Origin of the sequence: Haloferax sp. Atlit-109R, assembly GCF_003665865.1 — an archaeon.
Lineage (GTDB): Archaea > Halobacteriota > Halobacteria > Halobacteriales > Haloferacaceae > Haloferax > Haloferax volcanii.
Map to the genome: position 1 here is coordinate 313,527 of NZ_QPLO01000002.1, position 16,809 is coordinate 330,335.

27 protein-coding genes and 2 tRNA genes are annotated in these 16,809 nt (G+C 66.0%); 24 read left to right on the forward strand and 5 right to left on the reverse strand.

The window, feature by feature from the left end; translation table 11 throughout:
- Positions 1–88: 88 nt before the first annotated feature.
- Both DVK03_RS10220 and DVK03_RS10225 read left to right on the forward strand, forming a co-directional pair.
- Entirely contained in the window at positions 89–679 is a 591-nt protein-coding gene (locus DVK03_RS10220; RefSeq protein ID WP_115802874.1) for a J domain-containing protein, read from the forward strand.
- Between the two features lie 141 nt (positions 680–820).
- Positions 821–2,425: a GTPBP1 family GTP-binding protein gene (locus DVK03_RS10225; protein ID WP_115802875.1), complete on the forward strand. Its 1,605-nt coding sequence runs from the start codon at positions 821–823 to the stop codon at positions 2,423–2,425.
- Positions 2,426–2,469: 44 nt separating this feature from the next.
- On the opposite strand, the gene DVK03_RS10230 is transcribed toward DVK03_RS10225, so the two are convergent.
- The 3 genes from DVK03_RS10230 to DVK03_RS10240 all read right to left on the reverse strand — a co-directional run bounded on the left by DVK03_RS10230 (position 2,470) and on the right by DVK03_RS10240 (position 4,337).
- Positions 2,470–2,961: a hypothetical protein gene (locus DVK03_RS10230; RefSeq protein WP_115802876.1), complete on the reverse strand. Its 492-nt coding sequence runs from the start codon at positions 2,959–2,961 to the stop codon at positions 2,470–2,472.
- Positions 2,958–3,890 carry a methenyltetrahydromethanopterin cyclohydrolase gene (gene mch, locus DVK03_RS10235; protein ID WP_004062407.1) on the reverse strand — a complete coding sequence of 311 codons (933 nt, stop codon included), beginning with the start codon at positions 3,888–3,890 and terminating at the stop codon, positions 2,958–2,960. Before mch ends, DVK03_RS10230 begins: the two co-directional genes overlap by 4 nt.
- A gap of 132 nt (positions 3,891–4,022) precedes the next feature.
- On the reverse strand, positions 4,023–4,337 hold the full coding sequence (locus tag DVK03_RS10240) for an MTH1187 family thiamine-binding protein (RefSeq protein WP_004062408.1): 315 nt from the start codon (positions 4,335–4,337) through the stop codon (positions 4,023–4,025).
- 103 nt (positions 4,338–4,440) lie between these two features.
- On the opposite strand from DVK03_RS10240, the gene DVK03_RS19805 reads away from it, so the two are divergent.
- From DVK03_RS19805 to DVK03_RS10260, 5 genes are all read left to right on the forward strand, one after another.
- Positions 4,441–4,608, forward strand: a complete 168-nt coding sequence (locus DVK03_RS19805; RefSeq protein ID WP_155821754.1) for a hypothetical protein — start codon at positions 4,441–4,443, stop codon at positions 4,606–4,608.
- A gap of 92 nt (positions 4,609–4,700) precedes the next feature.
- Positions 4,701–5,759, forward strand: coding sequence for a YihY/virulence factor BrkB family protein (locus tag DVK03_RS10245; protein ID WP_115802877.1), 1,059 nt, complete (start codon positions 4,701–4,703; stop codon positions 5,757–5,759).
- Positions 5,760–5,798: 39 nt separating this feature from the next.
- The gene (locus DVK03_RS10250; RefSeq protein WP_006601451.1) at positions 5,799–6,083 is read left to right on the forward strand and encodes a hypothetical protein; all 285 of its coding nucleotides are present in this window, start codon (positions 5,799–5,801) and stop codon (positions 6,081–6,083) included.
- Positions 6,084–6,154: 71 nt separating this feature from the next.
- Positions 6,155–6,409 (forward strand): hypothetical protein, encoded by a 255-nt coding sequence (locus DVK03_RS10255; protein ID WP_115802878.1) that lies wholly within the window; start codon positions 6,155–6,157, stop codon positions 6,407–6,409.
- Positions 6,410–6,589: 180 nt separating this feature from the next.
- Positions 6,590–6,880, forward strand: a complete 291-nt coding sequence (locus tag DVK03_RS10260; RefSeq protein WP_115802879.1) for a hypothetical protein — start codon at positions 6,590–6,592, stop codon at positions 6,878–6,880.
- Positions 6,881–7,421: 541 nt separating this feature from the next.
- Here DVK03_RS10260 and DVK03_RS10265 read toward each other — a convergent pair.
- Positions 7,422–7,492: transfer RNA gene (locus DVK03_RS10265), tRNA-Gly, on the reverse strand.
- 12 nt (positions 7,493–7,504) lie between these two features.
- Positions 7,505–7,575 (reverse strand) — tRNA-Gly (locus tag DVK03_RS10270).
- A gap of 289 nt (positions 7,576–7,864) precedes the next feature.
- Here DVK03_RS10270 and DVK03_RS10275 point away from each other — a divergent pair.
- Genes DVK03_RS10275 through DVK03_RS10355 form a run of 17 tightly spaced genes read left to right on the forward strand, consistent with a single transcriptional unit; the run spans position 7,865 to position 16,808 of the window.
- Positions 7,865–8,707 carry a putative RNA uridine N3 methyltransferase gene (locus tag DVK03_RS10275; RefSeq protein ID WP_004062413.1) on the forward strand — a complete coding sequence of 281 codons (843 nt, stop codon included), beginning with the start codon at positions 7,865–7,867 and terminating at the stop codon, positions 8,705–8,707.
- Positions 8,708–8,711: 4 nt separating this feature from the next.
- Positions 8,712–9,728: a 50S ribosomal protein L3 gene (locus tag DVK03_RS10280; protein WP_004062414.1), complete on the forward strand. Its 1,017-nt coding sequence runs from the start codon at positions 8,712–8,714 to the stop codon at positions 9,726–9,728.
- Between the two features lie 3 nt (positions 9,729–9,731).
- Positions 9,732–10,478 (forward strand): 50S ribosomal protein L4, encoded by a 747-nt coding sequence (rpl4p, locus tag DVK03_RS10285; protein WP_115802880.1) that lies wholly within the window; start codon positions 9,732–9,734, stop codon positions 10,476–10,478.
- Complete coding sequence (locus DVK03_RS10290; protein ID WP_004042614.1) at positions 10,475–10,726, forward strand: 50S ribosomal protein L23; 252 nt, start codon at positions 10,475–10,477, stop codon at positions 10,724–10,726. The genes rpl4p and DVK03_RS10290 overlap by 4 nt, the downstream gene beginning before the upstream one ends.
- A gap of 2 nt (positions 10,727–10,728) precedes the next feature.
- Positions 10,729–11,454, forward strand: a complete 726-nt coding sequence (locus DVK03_RS10295; RefSeq protein ID WP_004042612.1) for a 50S ribosomal protein L2 — start codon at positions 10,729–10,731, stop codon at positions 11,452–11,454.
- A gap of 2 nt (positions 11,455–11,456) precedes the next feature.
- Positions 11,457–11,879, forward strand: a complete 423-nt coding sequence (locus DVK03_RS10300; RefSeq protein WP_004042610.1) for a 30S ribosomal protein S19 — start codon at positions 11,457–11,459, stop codon at positions 11,877–11,879.
- 3 nt (positions 11,880–11,882) lie between these two features.
- Entirely contained in the window at positions 11,883–12,344 is a 462-nt protein-coding gene (locus DVK03_RS10305) for a 50S ribosomal protein L22 (RefSeq protein ID WP_004042608.1), read from the forward strand.
- A complete protein-coding gene (locus tag DVK03_RS10310) occupies positions 12,344–13,249 on the forward strand; it encodes a 30S ribosomal protein S3 (RefSeq protein ID WP_115802881.1) in 906 nt (301 codons plus the stop codon). Before DVK03_RS10305 ends, DVK03_RS10310 begins: the two co-directional genes overlap by 1 nt.
- On the forward strand, positions 13,250–13,462 hold the full coding sequence (gene rpmC, locus DVK03_RS10315; RefSeq protein ID WP_004062417.1) for a 50S ribosomal protein L29: 213 nt from the start codon (positions 13,250–13,252) through the stop codon (positions 13,460–13,462).
- Positions 13,462–13,893 carry a ribonuclease P protein component 1 gene (locus tag DVK03_RS10320; RefSeq protein WP_004042600.1) on the forward strand — a complete coding sequence of 144 codons (432 nt, stop codon included), beginning with the start codon at positions 13,462–13,464 and terminating at the stop codon, positions 13,891–13,893. Before rpmC ends, DVK03_RS10320 begins: the two co-directional genes overlap by 1 nt.
- Positions 13,884–14,228 carry a 30S ribosomal protein S17 gene (locus DVK03_RS10325; RefSeq protein ID WP_013035359.1) on the forward strand — a complete coding sequence of 115 codons (345 nt, stop codon included), beginning with the start codon at positions 13,884–13,886 and terminating at the stop codon, positions 14,226–14,228. The genes DVK03_RS10320 and DVK03_RS10325 overlap by 10 nt, the downstream gene beginning before the upstream one ends.
- Positions 14,228–14,626: a 50S ribosomal protein L14 gene (locus DVK03_RS10330; RefSeq protein WP_004042597.1), complete on the forward strand. Its 399-nt coding sequence runs from the start codon at positions 14,228–14,230 to the stop codon at positions 14,624–14,626. Before DVK03_RS10325 ends, DVK03_RS10330 begins: the two co-directional genes overlap by 1 nt.
- 1 nt (position 14,627) lies before the next feature.
- Positions 14,628–14,984 (forward strand): 50S ribosomal protein L24, encoded by a 357-nt coding sequence (gene rplX, locus DVK03_RS10335; protein ID WP_004042593.1) that lies wholly within the window; start codon positions 14,628–14,630, stop codon positions 14,982–14,984.
- Positions 14,981–15,724: a 30S ribosomal protein S4e gene (locus DVK03_RS10340; RefSeq protein ID WP_115802882.1), complete on the forward strand. Its 744-nt coding sequence runs from the start codon at positions 14,981–14,983 to the stop codon at positions 15,722–15,724. Before rplX ends, DVK03_RS10340 begins: the two co-directional genes overlap by 4 nt.
- Positions 15,721–16,239, forward strand: a complete 519-nt coding sequence (locus DVK03_RS10345) for a 50S ribosomal protein L5 (protein WP_004042589.1) — start codon at positions 15,721–15,723, stop codon at positions 16,237–16,239. Before DVK03_RS10340 ends, DVK03_RS10345 begins: the two co-directional genes overlap by 4 nt.
- Positions 16,236–16,412, forward strand: a complete 177-nt coding sequence (locus tag DVK03_RS10350) for a 30S ribosomal protein S14 (protein ID WP_004042587.1) — start codon at positions 16,236–16,238, stop codon at positions 16,410–16,412. The genes DVK03_RS10345 and DVK03_RS10350 overlap by 4 nt, the downstream gene beginning before the upstream one ends.
- Before the next feature lie 3 nt (positions 16,413–16,415).
- Complete coding sequence (locus DVK03_RS10355) at positions 16,416–16,808, forward strand: 30S ribosomal protein S8 (protein ID WP_004042581.1); 393 nt, start codon at positions 16,416–16,418, stop codon at positions 16,806–16,808.
- The last annotated feature ends 1 nt before the right edge of the window (position 16,809 follow it).

The following is a 16,809-nucleotide window of genomic DNA, read 5'->3' on the forward strand; positions in this document are numbered from 1 at the left end:
CGACGCAAGCGGTCGATTTTCCCGGCCGAATCGTCCGGCGGTCGCCGCCCGGCGAGACGTTTACCACCGTGCGACCCTAACTGCGCCCGTGGACCGAGACCGACTCGTCATGGGGCTCGCGGCGGTGTTCGCGGGTATCACCATGCTCCTCGTCGTGTTGGCGTTCGCCTACCGACAGCTCTTGTTGCTGTTCGTCGCCGTCCCCTTCGGCGCGACGACGTACTTCATGTACGCCCACGTCAGCGGCCGCCTCCACGAGCGGTTCCGCCGGACGCGCGTCCGCGCCGACGCCGGACGCGGCGGGTTCGGTTTCCGGTCGGAGCGACGGCGAGGCGACCGCCGGGAGACCGGTGGCTTCGGCGCGGGCCCCCGCGACGACCCACAAGAGGGTCCGCGTGCCGGGCGGTTCGGCCCTAACGCCGGTCCCGACGGCGGATTCGACGGCGACCGCCGGCGGCGACAGCGAACCCGCGGTGACGGGCCGAGCGTCCGCCCGCCGCGGCGCGGCATGAGCCGACAACAAGCCCTCGACACGCTCGACCTCGACGGCGACGCCTCCGCGGACGACGTGAAAGCGGCCTACCGCGAGCGGGTCAAAGAGACCCATCCGGACTCGAAGACCGGCGACGAGGAGGCGTTCAAACAGGTCAACCGGGCCTACGAGCGCCTGACCGACTGACTTCGTCTCGGTTTCTCTCGCAGTCGACCGCCACGCGTCTCGTCGGGCGCGTCCGCGTCGCTTCCGTCTCGGTTGTGGTACAATCTCATGGCAATCGCTACCGCGGAAAGCGTTTTCACGGTCGGTTTCCTACCCGCTTCCATGAGCGCGGATCGGGCTCTCTTGGACGAGGCCCTCGAGCGCGGTGAGGAAGAAGGCGGAAACGTCGAGTTCAAAGAACGCCTCACCCGCGCCGTTCACCTGTCCGACGGCCGGATGGAGTCGCTCGCGGCTCAACTCAGACACCGAGTGCTCTCCGGCGACGGCGTGGCGACCTACGTGGTCGGCGTCACCGACGACGGCGGCATCGCCGGCATCCCACCGGACGACTTCTCCGAGACCATGGACGTGCTGTCGCTTCTGGCCGAAGAGGCCGGGGCGCACATCGAAGACGTGGAGACGTGGGGCGTCGGTGACTCGGCCGAACGCGGCCTCGTCGGCGTCGCGACCATCCGCGAGGGCGCGATGCTCGACGTCGACGACGACCACATCGTCGTCGGCACCGCGGGGCACGTCGACCACGGCAAATCGACGCTCGTCGGGTCGCTCGTGACCGGACAGGCCGACAACGGCAACGGAAGCACGCGGTCGTTCCTCGACGTCCAACCCCACGAGGTCGAACGCGGCCTGTCGGCGGACCTCTCGTACGCCGTCTACGGCTTTTCCGACGACGGGCCGGTCCACATGCGCAATCCCCACCGGAAGTCCGACCGGGCGCAAATCGTCCAGGAGGCCGACCGACTGGTCTCGTTCGTCGATACCGTGGGCCACGAGCCGTGGCTCCGGACGACGATTCGCGGCCTCGTCGGCCAGCGCCTCGACTACGGCCTGCTCGTCGTCGCCGCCGACGACGGCCCGACGCGGACGACCCGCGAACACCTCGGCATCCTGCTCGCCATGGAACTGCCGACGGTCGTCGCCATCACGAAGGTCGACGCCGTCTCCGAGGAGCGCGCTGCCGAGGTCGAACGCGAGGTCGAGCGACTCCTCCGCGACGTTGGTCGGACGCCCCTGAGCGTCGAGCGCCACGGCGTCGAGGCCGCCGTCGAGGAGATAAGCGAGTCGGTCGTCCCGCTGTTCCCGACGAGCGCGGTGACGATGGACGGTCTCGACGACCTCGACCAGTTGTTCGAGTCGCTCCCGAAGCGCAGCGCCGCCGAGGGCGACTTCAAGATGTACATCGACCGGACCTACTCGGTCACGGGCGTCGGCGCGGTCGCCTCGGGCACGGTCAACTCCGGGGCTGTCGAGGCCGGCGACGAACTCCTCTTGGGGCCGATGTCGGACGGCGAGTTCCGCGAGGTCGAGGTCCGCTCCATCGAGATGCACTACCACCGGGTCGACCGGGCCAACGCCGGCCGCATCGTCGGCATCGCGCTCAAGGGCGTCCGCGAGTCCGAAATCGAACGCGGGATGGTGCTCCTCCCGGCCGACGCGGAGCCGACGGCGGTCCGCGAGTTCGAAGCCGACGTGATGGTGCTCAACCACCCGACGCGGATTCAGGAGGGCTACGAGCCGGTCGTCCACCTCGAAACCATCTCCGAGGCGGCCGTCTTCCACCCCGACGGCGGACGACTCCTGCCGGGCGACACCGGCACGACTCGCGTGGAGTTCAAATTCCGTTCGTACTTCGTCGAGGAGGGCCAGCGATTCGTCTTCCGCGAGGGGCGGTCGAAGGGCGTCGGAACCGTGACGAAAGTCGACTAGAAACAGAGACGAGTCCCGGCGGCCGCTTCGACGCCGGCGACCGGTCAGGCCGAGTGCTCGACCGCGACGTAGCCGTCCGATGTTCTCGCCGCCGCGTCGAACAGCACCGCCCAGTCGAGGAGGCGGGCGACTCTGTCGCGCCAGCGCGACTCCCACCCCTCCGGGTCGCGGTGACGCTCCCAGTTCGGGACGGTCGGCTCGAACGCCTCGAACACCGCGTCCGCCGACTTCGGTTCGTCGTCAAGGGCGTCGAGCGCCTCGCGCGCGCCGAAGACGTTCTCCTCGAACGCGCGCCGCAGGTCGTCTGGGTCGGGGTCGTCGCGGACGCGCTCGAAGCCGCGGCTCACCTCGCGGGCGAGCCCGAGCGACTGACAGAACACGAGCCAGTCGCGTCCCTCGTCGGGCGTCACGTCGAGTCGGGTCGCCACTCGGCCGCAGCAGTCGTCTTCGGAGCCCGGAATCAGCGGAACGGCGCGGTGGGCGTCCCACAGCCGGTCGAGGGCGTCCGGCGCGGGCGGGACCGGCTTGCGCCTCACAGTCCGAACGAGTCGGCGAGCACGTCCTCGTCGGTCTCGCCGAGAGTGTACGTCGGGCCGTCGACCACGTCGACCGTGACCTGCGCCGGGCCGAACACGTCGGGGTCGACCGCGCCGAAGTCCCAGTCGGCGTCCTCGAACAGCTGTTCGAACGGGACGCCGTAGTCCGGGCCGGCCGTGGAAATCGCGCGGTCGAACTCGTCGAAGTCCTCGCTGACGGTGACGTGGACGCGCCCGCCGTAGGCGACGGCGTCGTTCGTCCGGCCCATGGCGACGCTCTCGTCGTAGCTGACGGGCGCGAGCGGGGCGGAGCCGTTGATAGAGAGGACGTTCGTCGGGTCGTAGCCCGCTTCGAAGAGGTTGAACACGGCGAGTTCGGCGGCGCGGGCCGCGCCCGTGACGCTCCCGACGAGCGAGCCGGTCGCGTAGGTCGGCAGGAAGACGGCGCTCGGTTCGAGGCCGGTCGTCTCCGCGACGTGTTCCGCGACTTCGTCGGTCGGGAGGTCGATGCTCTCGACGGCGAGGACCGTCAGGTCGAACTCGTCGTAGTAGCCGAGGTGGTGGAACTCCTCTTCCTCGCCGACCAGCGCGCGCGCCGGGCCGGAGCCGAGGCCGTCGAAGTCGTCGAAGGTGAGCTCCCAGCCGGCCTTCTGCGAACAGAGCAGGGCCAGCGCGGGGCGGTCGGTGGAGAGTTCGACGTGCGGACGGGGCGTGCCGGCGACCTCGCCCATCCGCGTCTGTACCGTGGCGAGACCCGCGGTCTGAATCTCCGCGAGGAGCATCCCCGCTTCGACACCGCCGTCGGCGTCGACGCCGAAGTCGATGACCGTCGCACCCGAGTCGAGTTCGTAGCCCTCGATGCCGAGCTCTCCGGCGAAGTCGAGTGCCTCGTCGACCAGTTCGATGGCCATCCGATTGATGCTGTCCATGCGAGGCGATTGCGCGCCTTCGGCTAAAGGGTTTGTCAGTCACCCACTGCTGCGGGTCGCGTGGACGTGTCTCGTGTCTCGAACGCCGGACCCGCGCGACGGGTCCGCGGGCCGTGACCGTGAGCCGCGACGCTACTCGCGGTCGCTTCTCGCTTCCCGTCCGAGATGGGCTTCGACGGCGTCGACCTTGTCGGCGGCCGTCTGGTCTTTCGTGCGCTTGTCGTCTATCTTCAGGAACGTGCTCACGCGGTCGCCGTCGACCGCCTTGTGGGCCGCGCCGACCGCCGCGAGCAGTTCGTCGATGTCGTCGGCCTCGATGACCGTCCCCATCGGGTTCGTCTCGTAAGACACCTCGAAGTCGTCGAGGGCCGCGACGGCCTTGGCGACCTCGCCCGACATGCTCCCTTCGACGACCGGTGCGACGCTCAACATGGCGATGACTGTCATGGCCGAACCAACGCGCCACGCGGTAGTAAAACGGGGTGACCTGTCGGCCGAATCGACGACGGAACCGACGAGGCTATCCCCTCGAACAGCCACAGATTCCGATATGTTCCAGAGCGAACTCACTCGGATGGCGCTCGTCGCGGGAGCGAACGTCGCCGGCGGGGTGACTCTCGGCTCGGCCATCGGCGGAGCGGTCGGCTACGCGGTGGAGTGGACCGTGACGGGTGCCGTGTTGGGGCTGGCGGTCGCCGTCTTCGCCGCCCGTCGGTAGCTCCCACCGCCGAGGGCCGCCACCACCGACAGCCGCCACCGCTGACCCGACCGCGCAGCGCGCTTTTCTCGTCTGCCGACGTATCAGCGCCCATGAATCCGCGCATGACGAGAGCGCTCACGCTCGGCCGGGCTATCGTGTACGAGGTGCGCACCGAGCGGCTCACCTTCATGGCGGGAAGCATCGCCTACGGGGCGTTCGTCTCGCTGTTACCGCTGTTTCTGCTCGTCCTTGCAGCCGTCTCCGCCACCGGCGACAGCGGTCTCCGCGAGGGCGTCATCGCCGTCATCCAGTCCGTCCTGACCCCCGGCGCGGGCGACGTTATCGTCGCCGAACTGGAGTCGTCGACCCAACTGGCGAGCCTCTCCGTCGTCGGGGCGCTCGTGTTGGTGTGGGGGACGCTCCGCATCTTCCGCGGTCTCGACACCGCCTTCTCGGACATCTACGAGTCGGAGGCGGCCAACACCTTCGCCGACCAGCTTTCGGACGGCATCGTCGTGCTCGTCACCGTCTCGCTCGCCGTCGTCGCCGGCGCGCTCATCGAGTCCGCGCTCCCGGCGCTCGACGGCGCGCTCGGCTGGGTCGTCTACCGCGGCCTCCTCGTCGCCGTCCTGTTCGTGACGTTCTACCCGATGTACTACATCTTCCCCGACGAGGACGTGACCTCCCTCGAAGTCGTTCCCGGAACGCTCGTCGCCGCCGTCGGGCTGACGACGTTCGAGTCGCTGTTCCGGCTCTACGTCGAGTTCAGTAGCCGCGCCCCCGAGTCGAGCGTCGTCGCCGGCATCCTCGTCCTCCTGACGTGGCTCTACTTCAGCGGGCTCGTCATCCTCCTCGGCGCGGCCGTCAACGCGGTGCTGTCGAACCGCTCGCGCGACGTGAACGTCCGCCCGCTGTTCGGCGGCGTCCCCCTCGATTCGCAGACCGATGCGGTGACTCGCGGTGAGGTGACCGCGGCCATCGAACGACTCGACCGCCTCGTTGCGGCCGCTCCCGACGAGGACCTGACGCTCCGCGTCGGCGACGAGTCCGTCACGCTCCCCCGCCCAGAGCGGGTCGTCACTGACACCGAGACCAGCCGTTTCCTCCCGGAGGGACCCGTCAGACTGGAACTCAGATGGTCCTCGTGGCCTGACAGTCACGAGGAGTGACGACGGGCGTTTATGCGACTGGCGTGCGTATGCGACACTATGGCAATAAAGACACCTGCGCGACCGACCGAGCCGGCGCAACCGCTCGACGGCGAACGAGCGCGGTGGGAGGCCGTCGAGACGACCGCCGAGACGGCGTCTCGAGCGGTTCGACCGCCGACCGTCGTCGAACATCAGCGACTGCCCGAGAAGGACTTCGGCGAGGCGCGACTCGTCTGGCGCTGCGACGACTGCGGCGAACTCGGCTCGCTGACGGCGTTCCCGTCGGCGTGTCCCGACTGCGGCGCGGGTCGCGAGGCGCTGTTCTACTTCACCGAGGACTGACTGCCCCGGTCGAGCGCGGTCCGCCACCGGCCGACCGCGACCGTTTTCCCGCCGGCCGACGACCCCCGGATATGTATCTCTCTCACCCCGTCCGCCGGATGCGCGACGACCCGCTCGACGACGCGGTCGCGGAACTCCGCGTCGAACCCGACGACGACGACGCCCGCGCCGCGCTCGAATCCCGCGTCGAGTCCCTCGGCGGCAGCCTCGAACGCGAACTTCGGTTCGGCGGCATCGTAGTCTCGCTCGCCGAGTCGGCCGTCTCCGACCTCTGCGAACTCGACGGTATCGAGCGAATCGAGACGGTCGACACGCTCGGATACTGATTCTTCGCCCACGCGTGCGGGGCCGGCGTCCCTCGAGGCGAATGGTGTCAACCCTTTAGTGTGTTCTCTGCGGAGGTGGCGTATGGTCCCTCTCCCTTCCCGCGCCGCGCCATCCGGATTCGGCGTACTGCTCGCCGGCTTCGCGACTGTGATTCCCCTCGCGGTGTTCCCGACGGAACCGTGAGCGTGCTCGCCGACTTCGGGGGCGTTCCCCTGCTCGTCGCGTACCTGTTGCTCCTCGCAGGCACGGCCATCCAGCACCGGCGCGGGAAACTCTCCGGCACGCGGGCGGTTCTCCTCGTCGGGATGTGTCTCACGTGGCTCTCGTACGCCCTCTTACAGGTGACGCAGTCCAGGACCGTGCCGACGGGAACGCCGCTCAACTACGCCCTTGACGCGCTCGCCGTCGTCGTCCTCGTCGTCGGCGTGGCCGCGATGGGCTGGTGGTGGCGGGCGCGGGACGAAGCGTGAGTTTTCGGGACGCGTCGGTGACTGAGTCGAGTTCAGAGAGAAGTGCGTCGGCTGGGAGTTCACCGAACACTGTGGGGTGAACTCAGGAGCACCGGCGAGGCCAGCGGCCGAGTCGGTGAGACGGGATTTGAACCTCAGTCGCTCTGCTCACTCCGTTCGCGTCGCTCCCTGATTCAAACCCCAGCGTCCAGCATTCACAACTCACAGTCCGAGCGACACGCACAGCGGTCGCTCGGAAGGTAGGTTCGTTGTAGAAGTGCGTCGGCTGGGATTTGAACTCCACTCGCTCACTCGCGTTCGCTCGCTAGTTCAAATCTCAGCGTCCCGCACGCAGCCTCGCAAGACCGAGAGACACAGAGGTCTCTCGGAGGTTTGTGTTCGGCAGAAGTGCGTCGGCTGGGATTTGAACCGAACCCAGACGTGCTCGCTCACTTCGTTCGCTGTGCGCGACTGGTCGGGTTCAGAATCCCTCTTGGCCGCACTTCTTCACTCCACGGAAACTCGGAGTCCGGCGACTCCTCGTTTGGTTCCGTTCAGAAAGTGCGTCGGCTGGGATTTGAACCCAGGTTGTGACCATGGCAAGGTCACGTGATACCACTACACTACCGACGCATGTGGTGGAAGTGCGCTGGCTGGGATTTGAACCCAGGTTGTGACCATGGCAAGGTCACGTGATACCACTACACTACCAGCGCAGTCCGTGTGTATCGTGGCGTGCTGCTGCGTTACTCGATAGTGTCGGGTTGATAAATAAGACTTGCGAAACGGGGGAGAAATCGGGCGACGGCGCGCCACCTGCTACCACGTGAGATTCGCCTTCGACGACCTGTCGCCGGCCGTGTAATTATGTACCACGCGACGTTCGCCAATCCCCCGCAAACTGGGTCGTGGGACGCTCTATCACCCCAGAATGGATTCGCTACTCTTTTAGGTAGGCCCCCGGTAGAAACGCCACAGTCTAGACGAGACGAGGATGAACCCGGCATGAAACTCAGCGTACTCGTGCCGTCCTCACTCGTCCGGGAAGCCGAAGACAAACGCGAGGCAACTCGCAAACTCGGCTACGTCGCCCGCGCGGCGGCGGTCTTCCGGGCGAACGAACTCGTCGTCTTCCCCGACGAAGACGGCGAGAACAACTGGGGCGGCGAGTTCGTCGAAACCGTACTTCGGTACGCCGCGACGCCCCCCTACCTCCGCAAAGAGGTCTGGGGCAAGCGCGACGAACTCCGCTACGCTGGTATCCTGCCGCCCGTTCTCGTCGCGTCTACGACCGCGGACGACTCCGACGAGTCGCCCGCGTTGCGAGAAGGAATCGTGACCGAGGTCGGACCTGACGACCGCGTTCGGGTCAATTGCGGAATGCAACACCCGATCTCCCTGTTCGTCCCTCCCGGGATGGACCTCACAGAGGGAGAGCGCGTCGCTGTCAGGATCTCTTCGCGAGAACCGGTCCGTGCGCGGATCGTCGACGAGCCCCTCCCGGGCTTCGACGTATCCCGCATGGACCTCACGGAAGCACTCGGCAGGCCGGATGCGGGCGTGCGAATCGCCACGTCTCGCTATGGCGAACCGCTGTCGGTCCCCACATTGGGCGACTTGACGGCCCGCATCACCGATGCCGGCGGCATGACCGTCGTCTTCGGGTCGCCGGGCCGTGGGCTTCCGGACATGCTCGGGATGCCTCCCGAGGATGTTGCAGACGTCGAACCTTCCGTTGGTCCGGGGTTCGACCTCTGGCTCAATACGATTCCGCGACAGGGCAGCGAGGTCGTGCGAACGGAGGAAGCGATGTTCGCCTCCCTCGCCTCCCTGACACTCACGGAGTGAATCCATGCCACAACCAAGCAGACCACGAAAAGGCTCGATGGGCTTCAGCCCGCGCAAGCGAGCAGTCAAGGAGGTTCCACGCATCAAGTCGTGGCCGTCCGACGACGGCTCCCCAGCGCTGCAGGGCTTCGCCGGTTACAAGGCCGGTATGACCCACGTGATGATGGTCAACGACGAGGCAGACTCCCCCCGCGAAGGAATGGAGGAGTCCGTCCCGGTGACCGTCGTCGAGACGCCGCCGATGCGCGCCGTCGCCCTTCGCGCCTACGAGCAGACGCCGTACGGTATGAAGCCGCAGACCGAGGTCTGGGCGGGCGAGTTCCACGACGAACTCGACCGCGTCCTCGACCTGCCGGCAGAAGACACGTTCGACTCGGACGCCGACGCGCTTCGCGAGGCCGTCGAGGCCGGCGAAGTCGATGACCTTCGCGTCATCACGCACACGGTGCCTTCCGAGCTCGCGAACGTGCCCAAGAAGAAGCCCGACGTGATGGAGACTCGCGTCGGCGGCGGCTCCATGGTGGAGCGCGCCGACTTCGCCCTCGACCTCGTTGCCGAGGGCGGCGAACACGAGATGTCCGACGTGTTCCGCGCCGGCGAGTACCTCGACGCCGCGGGTGTCACGAAGGGTAAGGGTACGCAGGGTCCCGTCAAGCGATGGGGCGTCCAGAAGCGTAAGGGCAAGCACGCCCGCCAGGGCTGGAGACGCCGTATTGGCAACCTCGGCCCCTGGAACCCGTCCCGTGTCCGCTCTACGGTTCCGCAGCTCGGTCAGACCGGTTACCACCAGCGCACCGAACTCAACAAGCGCCTCATCGACCTCGGTGAGGGCGACGACGCCTCCGTCGAAGGTGGCTTCGTCAACTACGGCGAGGTCGACGGCTCGTACGCGCTCATCAAGGGCTCGCTGCCGGGCCCCAACAAGCGCCTTCTGCGGTTCCGCCCGGCCATCCGGCCGAACGACCAGCCGCGCCTCGACCCCGAGGTGCGCTACGTCTCTACCGCATCGAACCAGGGTTAAACCATGCAGGCAACTATCCGAGACCTGAACGGCGACGACGCGGGCAGCATCGACCTGCCCGAGGTCTTCGAGACGGCTTACCGTCCGGACCTCATCAAGCGTGCCGTCATCGCCGCGCAGGCAAACCGAAAACAGCCGTACGGTGCCGACCCCTACGCCGGACTTCGAACCCCGGCAGAGTCCATGGGCAGCGGCCGTGGGATGTCCCACGACCCACGCCAGAACGGCGTCGCCCGACGCGTCCCGCACGCCGTCTCCGGCCGTCGCGCTCACCCGCCGAAGGCCGAGAAGGACCAGGGGAAGGAGATCAACACGAAGGAGCGTAAGCTCGCCGTCCGCTCGGCGCTCGCCGCCACGACGGACCCCGAACTGGTCGCCGAGCGCGGTCACCGCTTCGACGACGACGTCGAACTCCCCCTCGTCGTCTCCGACGACTTCGAGGACCTCGTCAAGACGCAGGAGGTCGTCGACCTCCTGCAGTCGCTCGGCGTCTACGACGACATCGAGCGCTCCGAGGAGAACAAGAAGGTCAAGAGCGGCCAGGGCAAACTCCGCGGTCGCAAGTACACCCGTCCGAAGTCCATCCTCTTCGTGACGGCCGACGAGCCCTCGAAGGCGGCTCGCAACCTCGCCGGCGTCGACGTCGCCACCGCGGCGAACGTCTCCGCCGAGGACCTCGCGCCCGGCACCCACGCCGGTCGCCTCACGCTGTTCACCGAGAGCGCGCTCGAGGAGGTCGCAGAACGATGAGCATCATCGAACACCCGCTGGTCACGGAAAAGGCGATGAACCAGATGGACTTCGACAACAAGCTCCAGTTCATCGTCCACATCGACTCGACGAAGTCCGACGTCAAGTCGGAAGTCGAGTCGCGCTACGACGTGACCGTCGAGAAGGTCAACACGCAGGTCACGATGAAAGGCAAAAAGAAAGCAACAGTTCGTCTCTCTGAAGACGACGACGCGCAGGAAGTCGCGTCGCGTATCGGGGTGTTCTAACCATGGGACGCCGAATTCAGGGCCAGCGTCGCGGTCGCGGTACGTCCACGTTCCGGGCGCCGTCGCACCGCTACAAGGCCGAACTGTCGCACAAGAAGTCCGAAGACAAAGACACCATCTCGGGGACGGTCGTCGGCATCGAGCACGACCCCGCACGCAGTGCGCCCATCGCCCTCGTCGAGTTCGAGGACGAACAGCGCATGATTCTCGCGCCCGAGGGCATCAGCGTCGGCGAAGAGCTTCAGATCGGCGTCTCCGCCGAGATCAAGCCCGGCAACACGCTGCCGCTCGCCGAGATTCCCGAGGGTGTTCCCGTCTGTAACGTCGAGCACCAGCCCGGCGACGGCGGGAAGTTCGCCCGCGCCTCCGGCGTGAGCGCGCAGCTGCTCTCGCACGACCGCAAGGTCGCTATCGTGAAGCTCCCGTCGGGCGAGGTCAAGCGCCTCAACCCCAACTGCCGAGCCACCATCGGCGTCGTCGCCGGTGGCGGCCGCACGGAGAAGCCGTTCGTCAAGGCAGGGAAGAAGTACCACAAGATGAAAGCGCGCGGTATCAAGTGGCCGCGCGTGCGTGGTGTTGCTATGAACGCCGTCGACCACCCGTTCGGTGGCGGCGGCCGGCAGCACCCCGGTCAGCCGAAGTCCGTCTCGCGGAACGCTCCGCCGGGCCGGAAGGTCGGTGACATCGCCTCCAAACGCACCGGTCGCGGTGGCAAGGGAGGTAAGTAACCATGAGTACGCAATACCGCACCGGCCGCGAAGGTGAGTTCACCTACCGCGGCTACACGCTCGACGAGCTGCAGGAGATGGAGCTCGACGAGGTCGCGGAACTGCTCCCCGCTCGTCAGCGGCGAACCATCACCCGAGGCCTGTCGGCCGAGCACGAGAAGCTGCTCGCGAAGGCTCAGGACAAGACGGAAGAGGAGACGGCCAACGCGCCCATTCGAACGCACCTGCGCGACATGCCGATTCTCCCCGAATTCGTCGGTCTCACCTTCGCCGTCTACACCGGTCAGGAGTTCGAACGCACCCAGATTCAGCCCGAGATGATCGGTCACTACCTGGGCGAGTTCCAGCTGACCCGTAGCTCGGTCGAGCACGGTCAGGCCGGTATCGGCGCGACCCGGTCTTCGAAGTTCGTGCCCCTCAAGTAAACCATGGGAATCAACTACAGCGTCGAGGCCGACCCGGACACCACGGCCAAGGGTATGCTCCGGGACCGGCCCATCAGCATCAAGCACAGCAAGGCCATCTCCCGCGCCATCAAGGGGATGCCCGTCGCCGACGCAGAGGAGTACCTCGAAGCCGTCATCGACGGCGAGCGGTCGGTTCCGTTCAAGCAGCACAACTCCGGCGTCGGTCACCGAAGCGACATCGACGGCTGGGACGCGGGACGGTACCCCGAGAAGGCGTCCAAGGCGTTCCTCGAACTCCTCGAAAACGTTCGCAACAACGCGACCGAACAGGGGTTCGACGGACCGGCCATGGAGATCAAGCACGTCGCCGCCCACAAGGTCGGCGAGCGTCAGGGTCGCAAGCCCCGCGCCTTCGGTCGGGCGGACCCGTGGAACACCCCAATCTGTGACGTCGAACTCATCATCGAAGAGGTCGAGGAATAATGGCTGACGAACACCAATTCATCGAGAACGGACTGCAGCGGTCCCAAATCGACGAGTTCTTCGCAGAAGAGCTCGGTCGAGCGGGCTACGGCGGCATGGACGTCGCCAAGACGCCGATGGGCACGCAGATCGTGCTCAAGGCCGAAAAGCCCGGGATGGTCATCGGGAAAGGCGGGAAGAACATCCGTAAGGTCACCCGCGAACTCGAAGAGCGGTTCAACCTCGACGACCCCCAGATCGACGTGCAGGAAGTCGACGAACCGGACCTCAACGCCCGGATCGTCGCCGACCGCCTCGCCAACGCGCTCGAGCGCGGTTGGTACTTCCGTAAGGCGGGCCACACGACCATCGACCGCATCATGGACGCCGGCGCACTCGGTGCCGAAATCGTCCTCTCCGGTAAGGTCACGGGCGCTCGCTCCCGCGTCGAGAAGTTCAACCGCGGCTACATCAAGCACAACGGCGAGCCCGCACAGGAGATCGTCGACGAGGGCCAGGGCGTCGCAGTCATGAAGCTCGGTACCATCGGCGTGACGGTCAAGATCATCCCGCCGGGTGCGCGACTCCCCGACGACTTCGAAGTCGAGGAAGACGCCAACCCCGACGCGGTCGAACAGATCGAAGAGACCGAAAGCGTCGAGGACCTCCTCGAAGAGGAGCCGGAAGAGGTTCCGGACGTCTCCGAGGACGCCGACGCCGAGACGGACGCCGTCGACGAAGACGTCGTCGAGGAAGCGGCCGTCGAAGCCGTCGAAGAGGAAGTCGTCGACGATGCCGACGACGAGGAAGCGGTCGAGGAAGTCGTCGACGACGACGAAGAACTCGACGAAGACGTCGCCGAAGAGGCGGCCGACCTCGTCGCGGAGATGGAAGACGAAGACGACGACGAAACGGAGGAAGAATAAATGGCGATCCTCTACACCGAAGAGATTCGCGACATGACGCCCGCAGAGCGCACCGCCGAGCTCGAAGAGCTCGAGACGGAGCTGCTCAACGCGAAGGCCGTGCAGGCCGCGGGTGGCGCGCCGGAGAACCCCGGTCGCGTCTCTGAACTGAAGAAGACCATCGCCCGAATCAAGACGATTCAGGGCGAAGAAGGCGACCTCGACGAAGAATAATGCCACTGACACCCGAGACCCTCACGCGACACGAACTCAACGGCCTCCACGTGGAGGTCGTCGACGCGGCGAACCCCGACCTCGTCGGAATAGCCGGTCGCATCGTCGTCGAGACGATGCACACGTTCATGGTCGACGACGGGTCTCGGGTGCGGCAGGTGCCAAAGCGAGGGGCGACCTTCGAATTTGCGATTCCGCGTACAGATGAAGCCGCCGACGCTGCGAAGGCGTCGGGGACCGCGTCCAAACTTCGGTCGGATACTACTGGCGGATTTGATGCCAGTCAGTCTGATCGGCTCGCCGACTCATCATCGGCGGCTTCCCCCTCGGGGAATTGCGAGGGCGTGGCCTACGTTACGGTGGATGGCGCACAACTGCTCTCACGACCCGCCCTGCGCACCGAAACTACTGGTGACTCGAAATGGCGATAGGACTTGACGTTCCAATGCCTCCGGAACCTGACGATTCCGAGGCTTACGACTACGAAAAATGTCCGTTCTACGGCTCGCTCTCCGTCCGGGGTCAGACCCTGGAGGGGACGGTCGTCTCGACGGACATGGCAAAGACCGTCATCGTCGAGCGGGAGTACGACGTATTCGTTCCGAAGTACGACCGCTACATGAAGCGACGTTCCCGCATCCCGGCACACGTGCCGGGCGTGCTCGACGACGTCGCTGTCGGTGACGAAGTAACGATTGCGGAGACCCGACCTCTCTCGAAGACGAAATCTCACGTCGTCGTCGAGATTATGGGAGGTGACGAGTGATGGAAGCGCTCAAAGCGGACATCACCAAGGGTGTCGCCCGTGGCTCGCTGGTCACGTGCGCCGACAACACCGGCGCTCGTGAACTGAAGATTATCAGCGTCGCGGGTTACTCCGGCACGAAGAACCGCCACCCCAAGGCAGGCATCGGGGACAAGGTGACCGTCTCGGTCACCAAAGGTACCCCCGAGATGCGCCGCCAGGTGCTCGAAGCGGTCATCGTCCGCCAGCGGAAATCCATCCGCCGGCCCGATGGCACGCGTGTGAAGTTCGAGGACAACGCCGCCGTCATCATCGACGAGATGGAAGAGCCTCGCGGGACCGAAATCAAGGGTCCCGTCGCACGCGAAGTCGCCGAGCGCTTCGGGAGTATCGCATCGACGGCTACGATGATCGTATAGTATGACTCGACAACCGCGCAAACAGCGAACCCAGATTCGCGACGCGCCGCTCCACGAGCGGCAAAAGCAGGTCCGCGCACCGCTGTCGGCCGACCTCCGCGAGGAGTACGGCAGCCGTAACGTCCGCGTCAACGCGGGCGACACGGTCGAGGTGCTCCGCGGCGACTTCGCCGGCGAAGAAAGCGAAGTCACCGAGGTCGACCTCACCGACGCCGTCATCTACGTCGACGGTGTCGTCGTTGAGAAAGCCGACGGCGAGGAGGTCCCACGCCCCCTTCAGGCCAGTAACGTCCGCGTGACGGAACTGGACCTCGAAGACGACGTGCGCGAGGCCCGACTCAAGGAGGATAACGAATGACTCGACACCAGAAGCGACTGTCCGTACCGAAGTCCTGGCCGGTCGAGCGCAAGACAGGCACGTTCACGGTCAAGGCCGGAGCGGGTCCGCACGGCGAGGCGGGGGTTCCCCTCATCATCGTCCTGCGCGACGTGCTCGGCTACGTTGACTCGAAGAAGGAGGCCCAGTACGCCCTCAACCACCAGAGCATTCTGGTCAACGGCGACGTGGCCTCCGACGTCCGCCGTCCCATCGGGATGTTCGACATCCTGGCGTTCGTCCAGCGAGAGGAGTACTACCGCGTCTTCCCCGACGAGGGAGGCCGCCTGGCGCTGACGCCCATCGACGCCGACTCGGCATCCAGCCGTCTCGGCAAGATTGTGAACAAGACGCAGGTCAGCGGTGGCGACTTCCAGCTGACGCTCCACGACGGAGCGACCCTCGTCGTCGAGGACGCCTCGGAGTACAGCGGCAAGGACTCCATCGTCGTCGACAACGAGACGAAGGATGTCGTCGCGCACTTCCCCTACGAGGAAGGCGCGCTCGTCACGGCCGTCAACGGCCAGCACGCCGGCGAAATCGGCGAGGTCACCGAGATCATCGTCACGCCCGGCAGCGGAAACAACTCCGTTGTCGTCGAGACCGAAGACGGCGAGTTCGAGACGGTCGAACAGTACGTCGTCGTCATCGACGAGAACTTCACGGGTTCGGACGACGAGTCCGAAGCACGTCAGGCTGCTGACGGCGGTGATGACGAATGAGCGAGGCTGACTTCCACGAGATGCGCGACCCGCGCATCGAGAAGGTCGTCGTCCACATGGGCGTCGGCGAAGGTGGTCGCGAACTCGCCAAGGCCGAAGACATCCTCGAAGAGATCACCGGTCAGGAGAGCGTTCGCACGATCTCCGGCCGCGCCTCCCAGGACTTCGGCGTTCGCCGCGGCGAACCCGTCGGCGCGAAGGTCACTCTTCGCGGTGACACCGCCGTCGAGTTCCTCGAAACCGCACTCCCCATCGCGGACCTCTCCGTCTCGTCGTTCGACGAGACCGGCAACTTCGGCTTCGGCGTCGAAGAGCACACGGAGTTCCCGAGCCAGGAGTACGACCCGCAGATCGGTATCTACGGGCTGGACGTGACGGTCAACCTCGTCCGCCCCGGCTACCGAGTGAAAAAGCGCGACAAGCGTTCCCGTCAGATTCCGTCGTCCCACCGGATGACCGTCGAGGACGCCGTCGCGTTCATCGAGTCCACGTTCGACGTGGAGGTTGAAGAATGAGCGATAGCGAAACAGAACAGACGGGCGAGCACGCGTCCCGCCGCACCGGCCAGGAGAACGAGTGCCGGCGCTGCGGTCGAAAGCAGGGACTTGTCAGCAAGTACGACATCAACCTGTGCCGCCAGTGCTTCCGAGAGATCGCCCGCGAGATGGGATTCAAGAAGTACCGATAAGCAATGGCTGACAACGACCCACTCAGTAGCGCGCTCTCCGGTGTGGATAACGCCGAGAGCGTCGGACACCTGTCCCACGAGATCCAGCCCGCCTCCAACATCATCGGCTCCGTCCTCGAGGTCTTCTACGACCGCGGGTACATCGACGGCTTCGAGTTCGTCGACGACGGCAAGGCCGGTCTGTTCGAGGTTGAACTGAAAGGCGCAATCAACGATTGTGGCGTCGTCAAGCCCCGGTATTCCGCCGGAGCCGACGACTTCGAGAAATGGGAGAAGCGATTCCTCCCCGCCCGTGACTACGGCGCGCTCATCGTCACGACGAGCCACGGCGTCATGAGCCACTACGAGGCCCGCGAGAAGGGCATCGGTGGCCAGATCATCGCCTACGTCTACTAGT

Excerpts from the sequence above, each read along its gene's own strand:
- DVK03_RS10225 (WP_115802875.1), top strand. The coding sequence starts at position 821 with ATGAGCGCGGATCGGGCTCTCTTGGACGAGGCCCTCGAGCGCGGTGAG.
- mch (WP_004062407.1), bottom strand. The coding sequence starts at position 3,890 with ATGGACAGCATCAATCGGATGGCCATCGAACTGGTCGACGAGGCACTC.
- DVK03_RS10240 (WP_004062408.1), bottom strand. The coding sequence starts at position 4,337 with ATGACAGTCATCGCCATGTTGAGCGTCGCACCGGTCGTCGAAGGGAGC.
- DVK03_RS19805 (WP_155821754.1), top strand. The coding sequence starts at position 4,441 with ATGTTCCAGAGCGAACTCACTCGGATGGCGCTCGTCGCGGGAGCGAAC.
- DVK03_RS10245 (WP_115802877.1), top strand. The coding sequence starts at position 4,701 with ATGAATCCGCGCATGACGAGAGCGCTCACGCTCGGCCGGGCTATCGTG.
- DVK03_RS10250 (WP_006601451.1), top strand. The coding sequence starts at position 5,799 with ATGGCAATAAAGACACCTGCGCGACCGACCGAGCCGGCGCAACCGCTC.
- DVK03_RS10255 (WP_115802878.1), top strand. The coding sequence starts at position 6,155 with ATGTATCTCTCTCACCCCGTCCGCCGGATGCGCGACGACCCGCTCGAC.
- DVK03_RS10275 (WP_004062413.1), top strand. The coding sequence starts at position 7,865 with ATGAAACTCAGCGTACTCGTGCCGTCCTCACTCGTCCGGGAAGCCGAA.
- DVK03_RS10280 (WP_004062414.1), top strand. The coding sequence starts at position 8,712 with ATGCCACAACCAAGCAGACCACGAAAAGGCTCGATGGGCTTCAGCCCG.
- rpl4p (WP_115802880.1), top strand. The coding sequence starts at position 9,732 with ATGCAGGCAACTATCCGAGACCTGAACGGCGACGACGCGGGCAGCATC.
- DVK03_RS10290 (WP_004042614.1), top strand. The coding sequence starts at position 10,475 with ATGAGCATCATCGAACACCCGCTGGTCACGGAAAAGGCGATGAACCAG.
- DVK03_RS10295 (WP_004042612.1), top strand. The coding sequence starts at position 10,729 with ATGGGACGCCGAATTCAGGGCCAGCGTCGCGGTCGCGGTACGTCCACG.
- DVK03_RS10300 (WP_004042610.1), top strand. The coding sequence starts at position 11,457 with ATGAGTACGCAATACCGCACCGGCCGCGAAGGTGAGTTCACCTACCGC.
- DVK03_RS10305 (WP_004042608.1), top strand. The coding sequence starts at position 11,883 with ATGGGAATCAACTACAGCGTCGAGGCCGACCCGGACACCACGGCCAAG.
- DVK03_RS10310 (WP_115802881.1), top strand. The coding sequence starts at position 12,344 with ATGGCTGACGAACACCAATTCATCGAGAACGGACTGCAGCGGTCCCAA.
- rpmC (WP_004062417.1), top strand. The coding sequence starts at position 13,250 with ATGGCGATCCTCTACACCGAAGAGATTCGCGACATGACGCCCGCAGAG.
- DVK03_RS10320 (WP_004042600.1), top strand. The coding sequence starts at position 13,462 with ATGCCACTGACACCCGAGACCCTCACGCGACACGAACTCAACGGCCTC.
- DVK03_RS10325 (WP_013035359.1), top strand. The coding sequence starts at position 13,884 with ATGGCGATAGGACTTGACGTTCCAATGCCTCCGGAACCTGACGATTCC.
- DVK03_RS10330 (WP_004042597.1), top strand. The coding sequence starts at position 14,228 with ATGGAAGCGCTCAAAGCGGACATCACCAAGGGTGTCGCCCGTGGCTCG.
- rplX (WP_004042593.1), top strand. The coding sequence starts at position 14,628 with ATGACTCGACAACCGCGCAAACAGCGAACCCAGATTCGCGACGCGCCG.
- DVK03_RS10340 (WP_115802882.1), top strand. The coding sequence starts at position 14,981 with ATGACTCGACACCAGAAGCGACTGTCCGTACCGAAGTCCTGGCCGGTC.
- DVK03_RS10345 (WP_004042589.1), top strand. The coding sequence starts at position 15,721 with ATGAGCGAGGCTGACTTCCACGAGATGCGCGACCCGCGCATCGAGAAG.
- DVK03_RS10350 (WP_004042587.1), top strand. The coding sequence starts at position 16,236 with ATGAGCGATAGCGAAACAGAACAGACGGGCGAGCACGCGTCCCGCCGC.
- DVK03_RS10355 (WP_004042581.1), top strand. The coding sequence starts at position 16,416 with ATGGCTGACAACGACCCACTCAGTAGCGCGCTCTCCGGTGTGGATAAC.